Annotated in this window: 15 protein-coding genes and 1 riboswitch; of the genes, 4 read left to right on the forward strand and 11 right to left on the reverse strand. The window is 33.1% G+C overall.

Features of this window, described 5'->3' with window-relative positions; all coding sequences use genetic code 11:
* Positions 1–2: 2 nt before the first annotated feature.
* From B6F02_RS08610 to B6F02_RS08655, 10 genes are all read right to left on the reverse strand, one after another.
* Positions 3–602 (reverse strand): ECF transporter S component, encoded by a 600-nt coding sequence (locus tag B6F02_RS08610; RefSeq protein ID WP_179128557.1) that lies wholly within the window; start codon positions 600–602, stop codon positions 3–5.
* Positions 603–645: 43 nt separating this feature from the next.
* Entirely contained in the window at positions 646–1,317 is a 672-nt protein-coding gene (gene tenA, locus B6F02_RS08615; RefSeq protein WP_080146948.1) for a thiaminase II, read from the reverse strand.
* A gap of 298 nt (positions 1,318–1,615) precedes the next feature.
* Positions 1,616–1,718, reverse strand: a riboswitch (TPP riboswitch).
* Positions 1,719–2,495: 777 nt separating this feature from the next.
* Positions 2,496–3,065 carry a GNAT family N-acetyltransferase gene (locus B6F02_RS08620; RefSeq protein WP_080146949.1) on the reverse strand — a complete coding sequence of 190 codons (570 nt, stop codon included), beginning with the start codon at positions 3,063–3,065 and terminating at the stop codon, positions 2,496–2,498.
* A gap of 447 nt (positions 3,066–3,512) precedes the next feature.
* Positions 3,513–3,731 carry a family 1 glycosylhydrolase gene (locus tag B6F02_RS08625; protein ID WP_256864675.1) on the reverse strand — a complete coding sequence of 73 codons (219 nt, stop codon included), beginning with the start codon at positions 3,729–3,731 and terminating at the stop codon, positions 3,513–3,515.
* Between the two features lie 2 nt (positions 3,732–3,733).
* Positions 3,734–4,528 carry a MurR/RpiR family transcriptional regulator gene (locus B6F02_RS08630; protein ID WP_080146950.1) on the reverse strand — a complete coding sequence of 265 codons (795 nt, stop codon included), beginning with the start codon at positions 4,526–4,528 and terminating at the stop codon, positions 3,734–3,736.
* Between the two features lie 217 nt (positions 4,529–4,745).
* Positions 4,746–5,816: a S66 family peptidase gene (locus B6F02_RS08635; RefSeq protein WP_080146951.1), complete on the reverse strand. Its 1,071-nt coding sequence runs from the start codon at positions 5,814–5,816 to the stop codon at positions 4,746–4,748.
* Between the two features lie 244 nt (positions 5,817–6,060).
* Positions 6,061–8,931, reverse strand: coding sequence for a DUF3427 domain-containing protein (locus B6F02_RS08640; RefSeq protein ID WP_080146952.1), 2,871 nt, complete (start codon positions 8,929–8,931; stop codon positions 6,061–6,063).
* Positions 8,928–9,329 carry a (deoxy)nucleoside triphosphate pyrophosphohydrolase gene (locus B6F02_RS08645; RefSeq protein ID WP_080146953.1) on the reverse strand — a complete coding sequence of 134 codons (402 nt, stop codon included), beginning with the start codon at positions 9,327–9,329 and terminating at the stop codon, positions 8,928–8,930. Before B6F02_RS08645 ends, B6F02_RS08640 begins: the two co-directional genes overlap by 4 nt.
* 353 nt (positions 9,330–9,682) lie before the next feature.
* A complete protein-coding gene (locus B6F02_RS08650; protein ID WP_080146954.1) occupies positions 9,683–10,021 on the reverse strand; it encodes a nucleotide pyrophosphohydrolase in 339 nt (112 codons plus the stop codon).
* A 35-nt stretch (positions 10,022–10,056) separates the two neighbouring features.
* A complete protein-coding gene (locus B6F02_RS08655) occupies positions 10,057–11,802 on the reverse strand; it encodes a DUF2075 domain-containing protein (protein ID WP_080146955.1) in 1,746 nt (581 codons plus the stop codon).
* A 207-nt stretch (positions 11,803–12,009) separates the two neighbouring features.
* Between B6F02_RS08655 and B6F02_RS08660 the strand changes: the two genes are divergently transcribed.
* The 4 genes from B6F02_RS08660 to B6F02_RS11075 all read left to right on the forward strand — a co-directional run bounded on the left by B6F02_RS08660 (position 12,010) and on the right by B6F02_RS11075 (position 14,382).
* The gene (locus tag B6F02_RS08660; RefSeq protein ID WP_179128558.1) at positions 12,010–12,360 is read left to right on the forward strand and encodes a GIY-YIG nuclease family protein; all 351 of its coding nucleotides are present in this window, start codon (positions 12,010–12,012) and stop codon (positions 12,358–12,360) included.
* Positions 12,361–13,200: 840 nt separating this feature from the next.
* Positions 13,201–13,371 carry a hypothetical protein gene (locus B6F02_RS11015; protein WP_179128559.1) on the forward strand — a complete coding sequence of 57 codons (171 nt, stop codon included), beginning with the start codon at positions 13,201–13,203 and terminating at the stop codon, positions 13,369–13,371.
* A complete protein-coding gene (locus tag B6F02_RS08665) occupies positions 13,368–13,943 on the forward strand; it encodes a GNAT family N-acetyltransferase (protein WP_080146957.1) in 576 nt (191 codons plus the stop codon). The genes B6F02_RS11015 and B6F02_RS08665 overlap by 4 nt, the downstream gene beginning before the upstream one ends.
* A gap of 13 nt (positions 13,944–13,956) precedes the next feature.
* Positions 13,957–14,382, forward strand: coding sequence for a hypothetical protein (locus B6F02_RS11075; RefSeq protein WP_218672174.1), 426 nt, complete (start codon positions 13,957–13,959; stop codon positions 14,380–14,382).
* A 253-nt stretch (positions 14,383–14,635) separates the two neighbouring features.
* On the opposite strand, the gene B6F02_RS08675 is transcribed toward B6F02_RS11075, so the two are convergent.
* The gene (locus tag B6F02_RS08675) at positions 14,636–18,865 is read right to left on the reverse strand and encodes an ATP-binding protein (protein ID WP_080146958.1); all 4,230 of its coding nucleotides are present in this window, start codon (positions 18,863–18,865) and stop codon (positions 14,636–14,638) included.
* Positions 18,866–18,883: the final 18 nt, after the last annotated feature.

Genomic DNA, 18,883 nt, shown 5'->3' on the forward strand with positions numbered 1-18,883 from the left:
TATTAAACTCCTTTATTTAATTCTTGATTTTGTCTGCGTAATTTCCCTAATGCAAAGTTGTCCAATACGCCAGTGCAGCTTAAGGCATCCGAAATCTTTTTACTACCTAAACCTGCAAAAATCGCACCACTGATCATCATCGCACCTAGCATGAGCCAAGTAACGAGCGGTGAATATTGACTATAGCCATAGAGCACATACGTCGTCATAAAGTTCGCAAACGTTCCAAGCACCCCCGCTAACATTAAGCCAGGAAGCTTATAATTTCTGTACAAGAATAAAGCTAAGCCAATCTCCGCACCTAATCCTTGCGTAAAGCCCAATAAAAGCACCGTGCCCGCATTTACTGAACCGACTAATATCTCGGTCACAGCCGCAATCAACTCCGCAGCTAAGGCAACACCAGGCTTTTGAATAATATACGCACACATCGTCGGCGCCATAATCCAGACACCTGTTATCAATCCCCAACCGACTGGACCCAGCACACCTCTCACCACTTGTCCAAAGAAAATCCAGCCTAGATATAACACACCAAACACAATTGCAATCGAAGCCATCACCACGATTTCTCGTAAATTTAACGTTTTTGAATTTTTCATATCGTTCCTCCACATGATTTAATTAACGGTTAAACTCGTAATGTTATTTTTGAACCGGCCAGTCTTCCAATGTATACGCCATATCAAAAAACTTATACTCCAGTTGGCATCCTTGAATGAAATGTTTTTTCATTCTTGCTTTTTCTTCTTCATTTGCATTTTCCGCTAATTGATCCATCAATTTAATGAATGCATTCATTCTCGGCATTTCTTGTGCACCGTAAAACGAAATCCACTCATAAAACGGATGATTTTCTTCTGGCGCATATTCCTTAATCATACGCTGACAAATATCTAAATAAATCCACGGACAAGGTAGTGTCACCGCAATACTTTCCGCAAGTGTTCCTTCATGTGCCACCGTCAACATATGATCCACATACTGTTGAGCAGTCGGCGCTAATGGAAAGCCTTGTAAGTCTTCATAATCTACACCCGCTACTTCACAAAAATTATGATGCGGATGCGTTTCACTATTCAAAATAAACTCAATCCCAGAACTGAACAAAGCCGTATCTTCACGATTCGTACATTTCGCTAACCCTAACGCACGTGCTTTGATCATCCCATTCAAATATTCAAAATCTTGTTTCACATAATGCATCAATTGTTCAGGTTCTACCTCACCTTTCGCAATCCCTTGTACAAATGGATGATTGTACGTTGCCTCAAAAATATAATCTGCTTCCTTACGTAATGCTTTCCCAAAACTCATTCCTTATTCCTCCTATTTTTGAAGAAATCCTAGAAGTGATTGGTAGCCAATGCAGGGAAGTGGGACGTTTACGCCTCAGAGCGTAATCGGAAACTACGCTCCGCTTTGCTACGCCTACTACTTTGCTCGTAATTCACTACGTTCAAACGAGCAAAGCAAAAAGGCCGCCCCGAAAAACGGAGCGACCTAAGATTAAATGTTTGATTCATGTATACGTTTTACAAGGCATAATGAAACTGCCTGTATTTAAAACCTATACCCATTCAATGAAACCACTGAATGCTTTTCGTCAAAAAAATGAAAGTCGACTCCACTTTCCTACGCTGGTATTAACCAGATCAGGTTCTAAGGGATCAAGGCACAGCCTTATCTCAGCTCAATGAGCACCCCTAGTGGATTTCTTATTTGATTGAGTTTATCTTACCATGTTGGATGGAAATGTCAATATGGGATGGGAGACGGTTTACTCTAAAATTGTTACCTCTACCATCATATTAAATCTCTATTTTTCATCATTTTATTCATTCAATGTTGTTTCAAATCATTCTTTCTTTGTAACACCTTTTGAAACCGGTGATCTATTTTCTATATTTGGTTCAATACTCAATTTTCTTAAAACTATTGTGAGTTCATTTTCTACTCGTAATAACTCTTCTTCCATATTGTTTAAAGAAGTCTCTCTTTTAGTCAGTAAAAAATTTATCTACAAAGTGATCAACCAACTTTAGAAAATCATCAATTCTATATTGCTGTTTTACTAAAGGTTATTAGGGAAAATAGCACTTTAATAAGATCTAAATTTTGCTAAATTAGGTTGCCGCTTGCAATTGTAGTTGTACTCATATTGATATTTAATTTTGTCGATCGTTAATCTCTTTCATTATCTTTTCTATACGTGAATCTAAAATTTTTAGTACTTCGTGGTTTTCCCAATCATATACATCCCAAAACTCACCATCTACAAATACAGCTATTTTATATTTTGTTATTGCTATATATCTAATTAATCATCTTATTTATCTTTTTAATAGTTATGTTGAAGTATATTATTGATAGAAAGAAATAGAACTTCCATTTTTTGGAAGTTCTATTTAATAAAATGTTTTATTCAACTAAAACACTCGGTAGTGAAAAAGTAACTATTCTTACGGAACAATCGATTTTCATTTTTAAAATATTTACTCTGTAGAATTTTTAAAGTAAACTAGATTATCTGTCCATTCTCCAAATTCAAAAATAAAACCTTTTCGTGTACTTTCATACTCCATCCCAACGCTCTCTGCTAAACTGATTGACGCAATGTTGTCTAAATTGATATGGGCTTCTATACGATGGAATTTCAAATGATTAAAAGCAATATAAAGAGCCTCTCTAACTGCTTCTTTACCATAACCCTTTCTCCAGTATTGATTATGGATTGTGTATCCAATTCTTCCCCACTGGAATTCTCCTCTTTCCAAGGTCGAAAAATCCACCATACCTATATGTGTGCCATCTTTTTTTCGGAATACACCAAATATATAAGCACTATCAATATCTGCTAGATTTTGGTGTTTATCTACCAAATTATCAAACCATTCCGATGTACAAACGCTCATATCAATTTTCCCTTGATCGTGGCGATGTTTAGAAGGCTTTCTGTTTTCAAATTCATTCAACCAATTTTCATAGTCAGTTTCTTGTAATGGTCTTATCACTAATCTTTCTGTTTCTGATACAAAATCAAACTTATCTTCGTTCAATTTCAATGTGACATCTCCTTAGTATAGATTTTTTCCTGAATACTAACCTTACTTTATCATCGTAATTTATTTTATTTGCCATAAGACATCACACCTTTCGTTATTATATATGTAAATTACACGGTCGTTTTTCATTGACTGAAAAAGGCGTGTTTTACAAACAAGCTCTTTTAGTTCAATAATCAACAATGTTAATACAACAAATTTTTAACTAATTTAATTGTATCATAAGATTCTGAATTGTGTACTAAGGTTCCTCTAATAATTAAATCTTTCAGCTACTTTTTAATCTAATATGATAATCATTCACGTTTATGAGATTGTAAAGCCCCGTTGTATAGATTTTACTGTCAGAACAAGGTCGATTGGTAAAATTCCACACAAATACTGGTAAAATAGTCCGCACAAGGTGGTAAAAAGAACCGCACTACTGGTAAAAAACGGCCGCAATACTCATCCTGCTTCTTTCATAAGTTGCACATCTTCTTTATAAAAATGATAGTGATCAGACGCGATAGAATTATCAGCGTAAGGTTTTTTCTTTTTACTATTTAAGTCAATGATGGCTGGAGCACGTCCATCTTCTGCTACTGCCCCTTCAACTTGCCAAGCCGAGCTTGAAGCTCCCCATAAAAAATCTTTCGGAAATGTCGGATTGTCTTTATAATGCATAATCAAATTCCTTCCTTTTTATACTTCATTAAATATCCATTGAATAATAAATCTAATACGAAATTGATCCCATAAGTGTAATACAGCAAATCGTTTATATCGCTTTCATGATGTTGTGAACTCAAATGATAAAGCTTGTCAAAGTCCTGATTATAAATTGGATTGCGATTATTCGTGAATAAGATTTTAGTTGCCTCGATCTGTCTAAGTTCTGAAAGAATCGTTGAAAGTAAAAGCCCTGAAATTGAGAACACAATAATCAGCGGTTTTTCTTTTGCATTCTTGAACTTTCTCAAGTCATCCAGTTCAGTCAATAAGGTGACTCTCTTACCAAAAATAATCATTCGCTGTTGAAATGTCTTTACCAATCCTGCAATGTTACTAGAAGTAAAAATAATAACTTCATTGTTTTCATTGATGAGTTTATTTAATCGATCCACTTCCTGCGTATTCATTCGTATACTCAGCTCTTTCATCAAAGCCTGAATATTCGACACCAATACATCTAAGAAACCCTCCACTCCATAAAACTGCTGAAAATCATGAATACCATCATCAAATTCCTGAACATGAGCTTTCATATCTGAAAAATTTGCATATCCTAGCTGCTTAGCGAATCTTCGAACTGAAGCTCTTGATACATTGTTGTCTTCTGCAATTTGATAGATATTCCATTTGTTAACGCTTTTAAAATTTTCTAAGAAGAACTTTGCAAGCTCATACTCTACCGTTCCGATCTCTAATTCATTCGCAATATGGTTCAACTTATAAATCAAGTTCAATCGATAATTATCCATTTTTATTTAATCTCCCTTGGCCAAGTTTGATTGTATACATAGTATATCGCACTCATTATTTATTTGGGGTGCAAGTTCTGCACCCTAAAACTTTAAAATCAAATGTTTGTTTTAAGAATCTAAAGTGAAAATCAAAATACCCAATCTACTTTAATAGTAAATTGGGTATTATATGAGTTTTTTAGTTCATTGGTGATTACTTAAACATATCCGCAAATCACCCAAAATAAGAGTCATTGAATCTTACTGATTTCTTTTCTGTATCTAATGTAGCTTCAATACCGTAGGGCAGCAAACATCTAGGATAAGCATGTCCAAAAGGGAGATTGTAAAGGATAGGTAATTTTTCATCGGAAACCACATCAATGATAACAGATTTGTATTCCTCATAATAAACTTCGTTCTGAGGTTTCCCAATCAAACTACCACTGATAACATCAAATAGTCCATATTCTTTTAAGACAGTCAAAAGTTCTCTTAATTTTTCCGGACTAGGCTTTTCTTCGCTTGTTTCAATAAACAGCAACTTACCTTTCCACTCATCCAATGAAGGAAAGATATTGTAGGACTGAATCATCTCTGCCTGCTCTCTGTACCGTTCTCCAGTCAGACACTCGGCTAGACTTTCCAAGCAGCCCCCAAGCAGTTTGCCCGATACATTTCCCGTGCCTTGCAGAACTTCTACTCCTCGTTTTTCTAAATGTTTCTTCCTTTCTGTTCCGACCGCATCCTGAGAAAAATCACTCCGTTCTTCATACCAAAACTCACTCTCAGGAATTCCGTTAAGTTCTCGTTCTTCAAAAAATCCAGAAATGATCTTTCTAGTATAAGGAAGCAGTTCCTCCCCTAACTCAGCGAAGTCATTTAAAATATTTGGTCCATAAAAAGTATTCATACCTAAGCGTTGGAACATCAAGTGGTTAATGGTTGTATCCGAAAAACCTGTAAAAATTTTGGGAGAAGTTTTTACATTATGTATAAACTCTTTGTCCTCCATTAAAAAAGGAAGCAGTCGATATGTATCATCTCCTCCTATAGCACATATGATTCCTTTGATAGAAGGATCACGAAAAGCAGCTTTTAAGTCTTCTGCTCTCATCTCAGGATGGTTTTTTAACACCTCTGTCCCTTTTAACGCATTAGGCATAAATATAGGATCCAAGCCAAATGATTTTAATCGTTTTGTTGCAATTTCTACCTGATGTTTTGCAAAAGCTTCTCCTAGAATTCCACTAGAAAGACTGACAATGGCTACTTTATCTCCCTGTTTTAATCCTTTTGGTTTCATATATTTACCTCTATTTCACAACTGTAATTAATTTCGTTAATTTTTTTCTTTTAAAACAAAGATTCTTTCTTGGCCACTTTCATTTACAGGTACTTAAAGGATTTCTTTCGGTTTTTCATATTCTAACATTTTTTTCTACCATTACATTCGTGTCAGCATGGTCAACCATTACAATTAAAGACCTTTGCTTTTCTATAAACAATTTATGTCTATTAACAGTTTTATAATCTTTCACCACATATGATTAACTTCTATACTGCAAATATCGATACAACTTAGTCTCAATCGGCTCCAGAAACTTTAATTGCATCTCGACAACGTTTTTCATATTGCCTTTCTTGTCTGGTTTTTCCAATTGAGTAATGGTTTCTAATTTCGGTTTTACTTCTCCCAGATAATAAAAATCAGAACCTTCATCATCTGACTTTTTGACGAAGACATGGATGTCATAGTCATCTGGCTTTTTAAGTTTGATGACTTCTGGAGAATTTAGTGTTCGTGGAGATTTCGTAAACCATTTCATTGTAGAGACGTCTAATAACTCATCCTCATAAGCCATTTGAGCGCCAGCAAAATCATCCCCTTTTTCCAACGTAACGAAAATGACAAACTGGTCTTTGAAATCTGTATATCCGCCAATATTCTGATTGATCATTTGTTGTTCCCACTTTAGTAACCTGATGACGTCTTTACGACGATACTTCTGAAATCTGGTCAGTGGAGTCGTTTGATCAAACTGTTTCGATTTTAGTTTTCCAGTGATCAGTGTATCTTTGATCAACTTGATAAATGTTTCTTTTTTTAGTGCCTCTTTGAATTTGCTTGTTAATTCTACTTCCCCATCTTTAAATTGAATTAGTTCAAGTCCACTGTAGACTTTAGCTTCTTGACCGGTAAAAAAGCTCAAGTCCAGTGTACGAATAACGGAATGGATCATTTCTTCATCATTTAACAAACCGCAGTCATAGAAGAACTGCTTTAATTCAGCTACTGTAAACTTTCTACTCGGCTCATTGATCAGCTTCAGCATCAAAACCAATTCGTGTCTTCTCATTCCTGGTAATAACTCTCTCGTTACAAAAGTCAGATATCCTGACTCTACTTTACTCAATTCGTCTTCACTTTCTTTAATAGCTGCCAAAAACTCATAGTAATTATGCTTCTTACCTGCAATTAAAGCTGGATCTAATGTTTGCTGTTCTTCAAAATCTTTTAAATAAGGAATTCTTCCTAATCGATTTTTCAATAACTCATAAGACTTTTTCAGCTCCATCATACTATCAACCGCAACCTGGTTAATGGAAGAATAAATTTGTTCTCTGGCAATTTCTTCAAAATTGATGGTTGAAACCCCTGAAATGTAGTGCGTATCAAATGTATCTTTTCTGAGGTTATTTTTGTTTCTAGACACATCACCAGATAATGCCATCGGAATCATGTAGTTATTCTTGTAATTCCCGATAAAATCGATGACATTTACAAACTCTTTAGACTCATGCTTTCTTAACCCGCGACCAAGCTGTTGAATGAAGATAATACTGGATAAGGTGTTACGCAGCATGACAACTTGATTGATTTTAGGAATATCAATTCCTTCATTGAAAATATCTACTGTAAAAATGTACTGCAACTCACCGTTTTCAAGTCGCTCAATTTCCCTCTCCCGCTCAGTAAGAGAATGCGTGCCTGCCAGATAAGCACTCGGAATGCCTCGATAACTGAATTCAGCTGACAGTAACTCTGCTTCTTTTCGGCTACTACAGAAAACAAGGCCTTTTGGAATATTACCTGAACATCCATAATATTTAATTTTTTCAATCAAATAATTCACTCGTTCTTCTTCTACTAAGTATCTCAAGTCCGTCGTCTCGGTGATCAATTCGCCTTCTCTTTCATAATCCGTGACACCAAAATAATTGAATGGCGCAATCAAGTCTGCTTCTAACGCTTTTTGTAGACGAATTTCATAGGCAATATTGTAATCAAACAATTCGAAAATATTGAAGTTATCCGTTCTTTCAGGTGTTGCTGTCATACCCAATAAAAACTTCGGTTTAAAGTAATCGATCACGCGATGATAAGATTCAGCTCCGGCTTTATGGACTTCATCAATTAAGATGTAGTCAAAATGACTTGGATCGAATTGAGTTAAAATGGATTCTTTTGAAAGTGTCTGAATCGTTGCAAATACATATTTAGCGTCCGTCTCTTTACGATGTCCTGACAGTATTCCATACTCTTCAGACTTTCCGCCTAATACTTTCTGATAATCCTGTTTTGCTTTATTCAAAATCTGTTCTCTATGCACAACGAATAAGACACGCTTTGGTCTGACCTTTTGAACATCAAACGCAGACAAGTAGGTTTTCCCAGTACCCGTTGCTGAAATGACGAGTCCTCTTCTTGCACCAGCCGCTCTTAATTGTTCTAGGTTCACTAATGCTTCTTCCTGCATCTTATTTGGTGTGATATACGTGCCATCAAATTCAATTAAAGTATCACTATCTGCTCTTTTCAGTTCTTTGATATACACAGGTTTCTGGTAATTCTGTTTGTAGTGTTCGATCCATTCAACGGTTAAAGCTTCAGCCTCTAACCATTCTTGCTCCATATGTAACCCAATTTCCTGAATCATTTCACCATGATCACATGATGTCAGACGAACGTTCCACTCATAATTGATTTTTAGCGCACTCATCGTCAAATTAGAACTCCCAATAATAAAGGAATGATACTCTGCTTGTTTAAACAAATACCCTTTAGAATGGAATCCTTTTTTACTCGATATTTTGACTTCAACATTTGGAATTTTAAGCAAGTCCTCAAACACTTCAGGTTGATTAAAAGCTAGATAAACAGAGGTCAAAATTCGACCTTTTATCCCTTTACGATTCAAGTCAGCTAACTGTGTTTTTAATGCTGCTAAACCATCTTGCGTAAGAAAGGCAACAGAGAAAAAGAACGCCTGACAGGTTTCCAGTTCTTCCTGTAGTACATTCAGCATAAATTGCTGCTGAGAATCATTATTAATAATGATCTTTGGATCAAAATGAGATCCTTGAATTGTCTGATCAATAAATGCTTTCTTCAGCGATTGTTCTAACTGATCCGTCATACTGTAATTCCTTCCAAGATAAGCTTTTCTACTGCTGGAATATCTGCCGGTGCCCATTCCACGCTATTCAATTCTTCTGGTTTCAGCCATCTCACTTCAATATGCTCCGTCAGTTTAGGTGTGCCTTCTTTTAAGATACAAATAAACGTCGTTAAATGGACCGTTCCAAAATCATACTCATAAACAGTATGTTCAAACTGATCTGGCTTGACTTCCACTTCAATCAGCAACTCTTCTTCTAACTCTCTAACAAGTGCCTCTTGAGGCGTCTCTCCCTGTTCAATCTTCCCGCCTGGAAATTCCCATAGGTTCGGCAAAGACTTTTCAGCGCCTCTTTGCGCACATAAAATCTTTCCATCTTCTATGATAATTGCACCCACTACATTAATTTGTTTCAATTACTTCACTTCCTGCCTAATATTGAAATTAATAAATCGTTCTTAATCATTTTCTATTTATTTTCGGATTGCTTATTCTTTCATTCTACTAACAATAAGTTTAATTAAACAGTTAGAACAAACATTATTGATACAATCGTCTGTTCTTGTCATACTTTTTAGTCTTTCTTCATTTTATTCTATATTTACTAGTAAATAAAGATCAATAAGTAGAAGAAATGATTAATATTAAAACTAAAAGTAATATATCAAACATATAAACTCATCATAAAAAACCGCTCCATAACGGTGCGGCCTTTAAATGTTATTCAAATGAATTAAAAATATTTATCCTGCACCCTTATTATTGTTTTTTAGATACTATTATACTTTTCTTTCTTTCCTTTACTCTTATCTACAGGATATTTTTCATCATTTTTCAATAATTTATCCTTAACAATTTCTTCTAGATCAAATCCTAATTCGTCATTGAGCATCAAAGCATAGATGAGTACATCGGCTAACTCTTCTTTAAGATTTTCGTTATTGACTTTTATTGCTTCTTCACTTGTTTTCCACTGGAAATTCTCTAGCAGCTCTGATACTTCTAAGGATAGAGATATAGCTAAATCTTTTGGATTATGAAATTGTCTCCATTCCCTATCATCTCTGAATTTATTTACCAAAGTTGTTAATTCATTAATATCTGTCATACTAGTTATACCTCCTCTTTAATGAATTCCATTTCTCACTTTTGCGCTGCTAGCAAAGCTTCACGCAACTCTTTATCTACAGCATAGATATAAAGTCCATTTACTCCTCGAGTGAGCAATACGTTAAGTTCGTTTCTCAAAAATGTATCAGCAAAAGATTCCTTTTCCCCATTTTCTAATGTTCTATTACGCGTTGCTTTTTTATTTGCACTTGCATCGGGATCAAACTGAATTTTTCCATCTCGATAAATCACTGAAGGTCCAATGATTACCCCAGCATAATTTAAATCAAATCCTTGAATGGTGAAGGTAGATCCTACTTGATCAATCGTTTGAGGCTGCTCTGCCCAAGCCAAATCTTTAACTTTTGACCGTATCTCCTTAGGTTCATGAGACAAAAGATTCCAAGGTTTTGACCACTGATCTATTTTCACTTTCCAATATTCACCATTTTCAGTCAGATTCTTGTTATGGTACGGCCAGTCATATGTTGCTAAAAGTCTGGACAGACCAAAGTCTTGATTATTAGCTTTTTTCTTTATTTCTTTATCTAATTCTTCTGGAGAATTAAAAATCCTTAAATCATATTCTTTATCATTAGGAATAGATTGTACTTCACCTTTATCTATAATATCCCTAATCCAATTAACAGTATCGATATTCGCTTTAATTCGAATTTGTTTTTCCAATTTAATATAATTGTTTTGATCTAGAGCTTTCTCTTTGAATTCAATTAATTTATGATTTTCCCAATATTGTTCCGTAGTTAAAATCTGATTCTCGTCAAAAATCAAAACGACTACTTTTGCTCTTTCTAAAATGTCTTTAAGATGATTATTTCCACGATAAGACTGTTTCCCTTGCGTTAACAGGAGATGCCCCTCATCGATTAGAACGACATCCACCTTTTCTTCTGGAGATATTTGATTAATAAATCGAGTTGGTTTTCCGACAAATTCATTCCCGCTTTTTAACACTCCCAGCTTCTCCATAATTTGCTGGTATACCGTTAACTGTTCATCATGATTGACTAACAAATAATTATTCGTGTCTTTATAGACTGGATTTCCTTCATCAGTTTCTTGGAAAAGATCATAAAAAAGTGAACTTAATAAAACTGTTTTCCCAGTCCCCGCTTCTCCATGGACAAAGATAAGTTGACTCTCTTTTTCTACAGTCATAGCACTTAAAATTTTTAACATAATTTCATTTTTTGCTTTTGATTGTTCTTTTGTTAATTTATGAAAAGGAGATGCTTTAAATAAAGCGGAATCTTTGATAACACTTTCCAAAGGAAATAAATTTTTATTTTTTCTTCTTAATTCTTGCCATACTTTAGAAAAAATATCATTTAATTTATCAGAAGTGTAATATTCCTTTTGATCATTTGATCGTCTATTATAAATTTCTTTTACTCCATCTAAGCTAGACATATATAACATCAATTTGTTTTCAATATCCATTGTAAGTGACTTGTTAAAATAATCATGTCCAATTATAAACATATTGGAATTTGAAGCATTCTTTATTGTTTCCCAATCTTTACGCTCTAATGGATCGTTTCTTAAATGTTGACTGGTACGTCGAATAATATCTGAAGTTTCTCCTATGTATACTGATACTCCATCTCTATCCTGGTGATTTACTATATACACAGTCGGGAAATCAAAAATCAATTTTTCTGTATCTTTTGACTTATTTGATAGTTCTTCTTGTAAGTTATTTAAACTTTCTTCTCCAAAGGGTACTGAGTATATTTTTGGAGTGCTTATTCTGCTCATAAAATCACCTTAATATTTTTAATAATTGAATTTCTAATTTGTTTATCTAAAATAATAGTAACATATATACGGCATCTACTCTGTTAAAAATTGTGTTGTTTAATTATTTCTATCATCTTATCTATCTTTTTAATTCTTACATATCTAAGATACCTCGAAAAAAGAGAAACTATTGAGTTTATAAAAGGATTATCAGAAGATAGTGTAGTGTTGTCTGTACACGATTTTTTAGAGTTGAGAAATCGCAAAGGCAGAAATAGGAGGTTATATTCTAACTCTTTAAATTTCAAAGGAGTTTATCTGCTTCATAATATTTCAAAAGATATCTTCTACGCTGGCAAGTCCAATAAAGTACTCGATAGAATTAATAGTCACTTTGTTGGCAGAGGTAATGGAGATGTTTATGCTGATTATGTGTACGGAGATTCTTTTGAGATCAGAGCCATCTCGTTATTTGGAAGTGGATATAATTCCTTGAATAAACTAGAAAGTGATACGATCTTTACTTATAAAGCATTTGAAGAAGGCTATAATAAAAACAGAGGCAGTCGTAGTTAAGATTGGGTATTTTTTTCAAAATATTTTAATTTATAGTAGCTTTCTTGGTTGCTAAAGTGTATGACACTTGTGAATTAGTGAGTTTGATACAAAATACAGGTTAGACATACATATTAAATAATAAGAAATTAGCTGCGTCACAAGTCTTAGAAAATTGCTTGTTTTATGGAGGTGACAAAGATGACTAAAAAAGTTTTTTACCGCATACTTTCATTCGGCTGTGCATTTGCAATTCTGATTATCGCAAACTATTTTAATACAGGTGATACATTTTATGTTCAATTTTACGGTATATTGAATAGCCTGTTTTTTATGACATTGAGTATTTTATTTATGTTAATGAGTAATGACTGAATTCTACAGTTCTGTTATAAGCTGTAAAAGTTTGTGTAGAATGGCAAAATGAACTAAACGATTACATACCATTTACATCTTTCTAAAAGCACAAAGAGACCGTTCATTCTTCTTAGGCGGTCTCTTTATGTTTCGTTAATTAAGTACACTAGTGAAAAATATAGACGTACTTCGTAGTTCCCTACTACCTTTTACACCTCAAAACTATTAATCAATTCAAATAGTATTCTATTTAAAGTTCATATGAGAATGTCTATTTAAATCCTATTAATATAATTTCTATTGTGGTTTCCCCCTTCTGCACTTAATTATTAATGAGTGAGCTGCTAATATCTTTATTGGGTGTGCACTATTTTTACCTAACTTTTACTTACACATAATTTTTAAAGCTCCTTAAGGTTCCAATAATACGCTTGCAAGTCAATTTTGACTATGGTACTTTGAAGCTGTAGTAAGAAATGCGTTATTTTATGAGGAGGATACTTAATGAAAAAGTTTTATGATACCAAGACTGGGGAAGAAATAACTCCAGGGGAAAGAGTCATTATTGAAATCGACTTTCCTGAAAATTTAAAGGATGTTGGAAGATTAGATAAATTCTTGGAAACTTTATTGGAACAAGAAAAAGGATCTATCCAAAAAATCAAAAAGCAGTGACTTTAAAATTTGAGTTTACGGTTCACGATTTTATCGCCGTAAAAACATTTTTTTATGCCAGTTACATTATGGTTGTAAGTATGATTGATGTGCACAGAATAGAAAAAATGAATAAAGCAGATGCGGAAGAAATAATTAAATGGAAATATGAAAGTCCATATGATTTTTATAACATGACAGAGGATAGTCTGACAGAAATGCTGGAAGAAGATTATTACGCCTGTTTTGACGGCAGGAATCTTATCGGTTTCTTCTGTTACGGGAAAAGTGCCCAAGTTCCTATCGGTCATAATACAGGAAGTTATAAGAATTCAAATTTATTAGATATTGGCTTAGGATTGCATCCTTCTTTGACTGGAAAAGGAACAGGTGCAGCATTTGTTAGAAGTGGCATTGACTTTGCTAGGTCTAAATATCACCCAGAGGGCTTTAGATTATCTGTGGCAGCTTTTAATGAAAGAGCCTTATCAACTTATAAAAAACTTGGATTTGAAGTTCTTGCCGACTTTTACACCACTTCAAGTAAACAACCGACTCATTTTTATGTAATGGAACTTATGGAAGACGCTTGAAGTTTATTTGATCATGAATTCCTGCGAAAAATGCATGACGTCTTTCTCAAAATTCGTCCACGTTTTAGCAGACACTACTATTCTCTCTTTGTTTGTGATGTTCTCAAATATACTTAACTTTATTTTGTTCTATAAAATATCTTACTTAAGCTTTGGATGTTACCAGTGTATTCTTTTTACAATAAAAAATAAAATCGGAATTGTTTTAGTTACTCCCTCATTTATTAAACGTATCAAAGCAGAAGGTATAGCAGATAAAGAACTTTCAGCTTTGCTTGCTCGTGATTTACTTGTTCCTATCGTACATGAAACAATTTTTGATGAACTTTGTGAAGTTAGTCCATTGCTTGGATCAAGAAGTGGGTTGAGCACCATAGAAGATTCTATTGATACTATCGCGTCTAAGTTAGCTGAACGAGTTTTTGTACACAATAATTAATCTAAGATGAAAAATGAGTTTTTGCTCAATAATCTGTATATTGAATAGAGGCTGGGACAAAACTAGCCAATTAGAACAAATACGTCAAATTTAGGATATCTAATTCTTTATTAGACGGATTTTTTACTTGTCTGATTTTACGAAATAACGCTAATCAGTGACTTAAGTCCCAGCCTCTTTTATTGATATTACATTTTATTTGATTATTATAGAATAATTAAATTTAAGCAGGGATAATATTACTTAAACTTTCCTATTCTTGTATATCTTTAGAATACCTTACTACTTCACCAACAATATCATTATCAACAAGAGTAAGCAATCCACTCCATTCGCTCCATTCCTGATCTCTCATTTTCTCAATCATAAATCGCTTTTCACCAAGGCATTCCCAAAATAAGACTAACTCATTTTTATTCAAAAATTTATCTAAATGTTTCTTTCGAATTAATATCCTGTGTGGACTATCAAAATTTTCGCTTTCTCTTTCGTAAAACACTACCAGTTCGCCTTTTTTATCATAATAGTAACCATCATGCTTCCGCTGTTCTAACTCCAATTCATCTATCAAAAATCCGCAAGGCATATTAAAAGAAGTAGCCTTATTTTGAGAAGCATCATATTGTTCTTCCCACAAAAATCGATTAGAAGTTCTCATTACTTTTGCAATTAATTTCTGGATAGGTCTTTTGCATTCTTTAAATTTTATTTCATCATTTTCATCTGGCTGCATATCTTCTTCATCAAAATTATAAATGATGGGGATTTCTATTTCCGGATATTTAACAGTTTCAAACTCACCAGTTTCAGCACTATAATCCAGCCAAGCATCTTTCTCTAGCACTTTATATCCTGTTGACCAACCAAACTCACGGTTAAATAACCAATAGATGCTTTGAACTCCTTCAGGAAACCATCGACCCATAAAATTTTTATTCATTAAACTACTTTTTAACAAATCAAATTCTTCTTTCTTAACAAAATATCCTTGTGCCATCAACCACTTATCTTGATCACCAAATTCCTCCCATCGAGATAAGTCCAATTCGATATCAGTATTTCTTAAAACATTATAATAGTCCAATGTTACCCATTCATTGTCTTCCTCATCTAAGAGTAACAATTCTGAATTTAAGGCAAAGAAATTATCATCTTCGTTATTCACCCACTGATTTATATCTTTTCTAGATGCATCTTTTTCTATAAAATCTGTTTCTCTTAGGTTTTTTTTTATTAAATTTGGACGATTCGGATCATTGAGAAAATTATTGTTCAATGTTGGATCGAAATCACGAACATAAGGATTCCAAGATCCGTCAAATATTATTGCTTGGTCTTCATTCCATACATTAGAAAGTTTGTAATGGTCTGAAATTCTGGCCAAAATATTGTACATTGTGATCCACTGATATTTCTTGCCGATTCTCTCAATTTTGTTTAAATTATGTCTGTTATAATTACTAAGGTTTAGTGATTTATCATATTCACCGAATAAATCGTTTTTGTAGCCTAACTCACTTTCTATAAATTTCATTGAGTAATTATAAATATTGCTATTATCCACATCTAAAAAATAATTCAGAGCCGAGCCAAGTACATATCTTCCAAAATCTCCGTACATTCTATCTATGCCTTCAGGTGCCATAGAATAAGCAATAGTATCTAACCCTGAGTCGTATTCACTTCTTACTTTTTCTACTATTGGTATCGAATCTGAGTTGTATGGCGGTATTATTTTTGATTCTTTAATATTTGTTTTACATGCTGGAAATTTAAATAAGAAATATTGAATAATTAGCTTGGCATAGTCTCTTAGTAAAATATCTGGATAAATAGACTGTTTGTCAAATATCGTTGCATAAATATATTCTACTAAATTTTTATAATCTAACTCAGTAAAATTAATAACTTTTGTGCACGCACCAAAGACGATTCCATACAGTCTTTGTATGACATAAGGATCATTTACTAACTCAAACTTTTTTAGAAGTGGTAGACAGAGTGAAAAATCAATCTTCAATAACTCAATCATTGCCTTAGATACCTTGTCTCTCAATAATCTATTTGATGAGGTCAAATGCCAAGATAATAATAATAGCACTAGCCAAGTTTTTTCGCGAGAATTGTCTAACTTTTTGCCTTCATCAAAAAATTTGACCAATTGAAACACTCTATCATGTTCATCCTCGAAGCCGTTAATGTAAGTTGTCCATAAATAATCTCGCACATTTAAAGGCTTATTGTTAAGGATATTATGAAGAAACTCAGCATTTAATGGATTATCCAGTCTCACACTATTCTCAATCAACACGCTAAAAACAGTATCTCGGTCTACATTTTTTTCGTTTACAAAATTAAGAAAATAATCGCTTTTTGTATTTTGTGACAGACGCAAAGAAAAAGATTTTACAAAATCGCTTTGTAGACGATTTCTGTCATAATCATTCTTAACATCATCAATAATATCAATACACTCTTCGCCAAATTTCATGAAAAATAAATTTGTTAAAACAATAAAGGTATCAGTGTATCTCCAGTTAATTCCCTCGACATCACTTATTTTAAGCAAATCATTTCTTAGGTAATTTTTGCATTCCTTTGCGGATGAGAACTTATTGATAATCACTTTTGCATACATAAAATCTTCTAATAAATTGTAGCCGAATTTAAACATTTCTGTATCATCACGCATAAAAGTTAAAAATATTCCAGATCTTGTAAGCGATGATAGGTATAAAAGTTTATTTGCGACTAATCCATAATGATTCCAGAATTTCAATTCCAATAAGTCGTGCTCGCTAATTGTATAAGTTTCATTTTTTAAATGAAACTCTGCGATTTCACTAATTAAATTATTCAATATCCTCCGATCACTTGGTAAACATGCATTTTTTTGTGCTTCTATGTCTGACGCTTCCAAAAAATTCTCAAGTACATGATATAAATCGAACTCACTCCCGTCATAAGCCTTACAGAACATAGTCAAAAACAAAGGATTCGTCATTTCTGATTGAAGAATATAGGATGGAGAAAATGGAATATTATAGTGATTCAAAAATTCTTTAATTGCCTCAATACTATCGTTTTGAAATCCATAATGAGTGATTTCAGGAATTTTATATTCAGCAATTTTTTGTTTGATATTTTGATCAAGAACTGAATTTTCATACCCACTCCGAAGCGAAACGGCAACTTTAACAAAATTCAGTTTCTCTATTTCGCGAAAAAGCATAAGTAAACCTGTTTTCCAAATTTCTTTATTATTACTTTCATTTATTGCGTCAATAAATATATAGACTTTTTCATTGGCTAACTCACCAAGCGTCTCAAGAATATCTAAAAATTCGGAAAAGTTAAGACTAAGTCCTAAATAAGATATAATTTGTTTTTTAATTGGTTCAGAAGATAAAAATGCATGTCCTGGCAACAAAATAACATATCCGTCATTTTTCATAATTGTGTTGGCCGCTTCAGATAAAAGTTGACTTTTCCCCATCCCAGCTTTACCGTTAATGATAAGAACTTTTTTCTGAATGAGATTTTGTTCTAAACTACTGAACTCAAGAGATGAAGGGATTTTTATGAGTGTTTGCAAACGATTAGCTTTGTTCGTATTTTCCTGTTTTTCAATTTTATCTTCAGTTTCTATTTCATTTAACTTCTCTATCTCACTGCTAACTAATTCGAATTCTTCAGAAAAATAACTTTCTAAATCTTCTTTCCAAACAAGGCACTCTTCTATTTTTGCACGATTATGAATTTTATAAGAATGAATTTTGATAAAAATATCACGAGCTAGCAAGTCGTTTTCTTCAGAAAGATAATATTTCAAACCCTTAAGGTTACTGAGTGCATTCTTTTTCTTTTCTTTAATAATTTTCAGTGTTTCCACATTGTTCAAAAAAAGATTAAACTCTTTCTCTGTCTCAGTTGATATATTAAATAATTCATTGTATCTAGTTCCCATAGAATCAAGACTTTGTTCTAATTTTTCCTCAAACCACTCTTTGTTTAAAGAATGCTGTCCAAAGAAGTACTCACCAAGTCTAGGATTCTCGATAACACGATCAATAATTGCTTTATTAGCAATAATTCTAATTTCGATACCAGCAGAATTAAGCAAATCTTTACATTTTTTGTATCCTGCCGAATCCGTGTTTATGTCCTTATTGCAATACAAATAAAAAATATCTAAATCGTTTGAATGATGTTTAATAGTTACTTCTACTGATTCTTTTATTTTGGAATAATTGATATTGGACGAAAAGAATTTTGATTGAAAACTGATCCATTTTCCAGATTTTTCTTCAAATACTGGAAAAATTTCAATACCCGGATGGTTTGGTTTTGAAACAAAATTTTTATTACCGTCAAAAAATTGCTTATTAAAAAGCAGCCTACACAAATCTTCAAAAGAAGAAGTTATATCATCATTTACTGCTGAAAATTGTGTCCAAGAAATATTGTTTCTTTTTGAATTCATTTCATTACCTCTTTTTTG

This window comes from Marinilactibacillus piezotolerans (assembly GCF_900169305.1).
GTDB lineage: Bacteria > Bacillota > Bacilli > Lactobacillales > Carnobacteriaceae_A > Marinilactibacillus > Marinilactibacillus piezotolerans_A.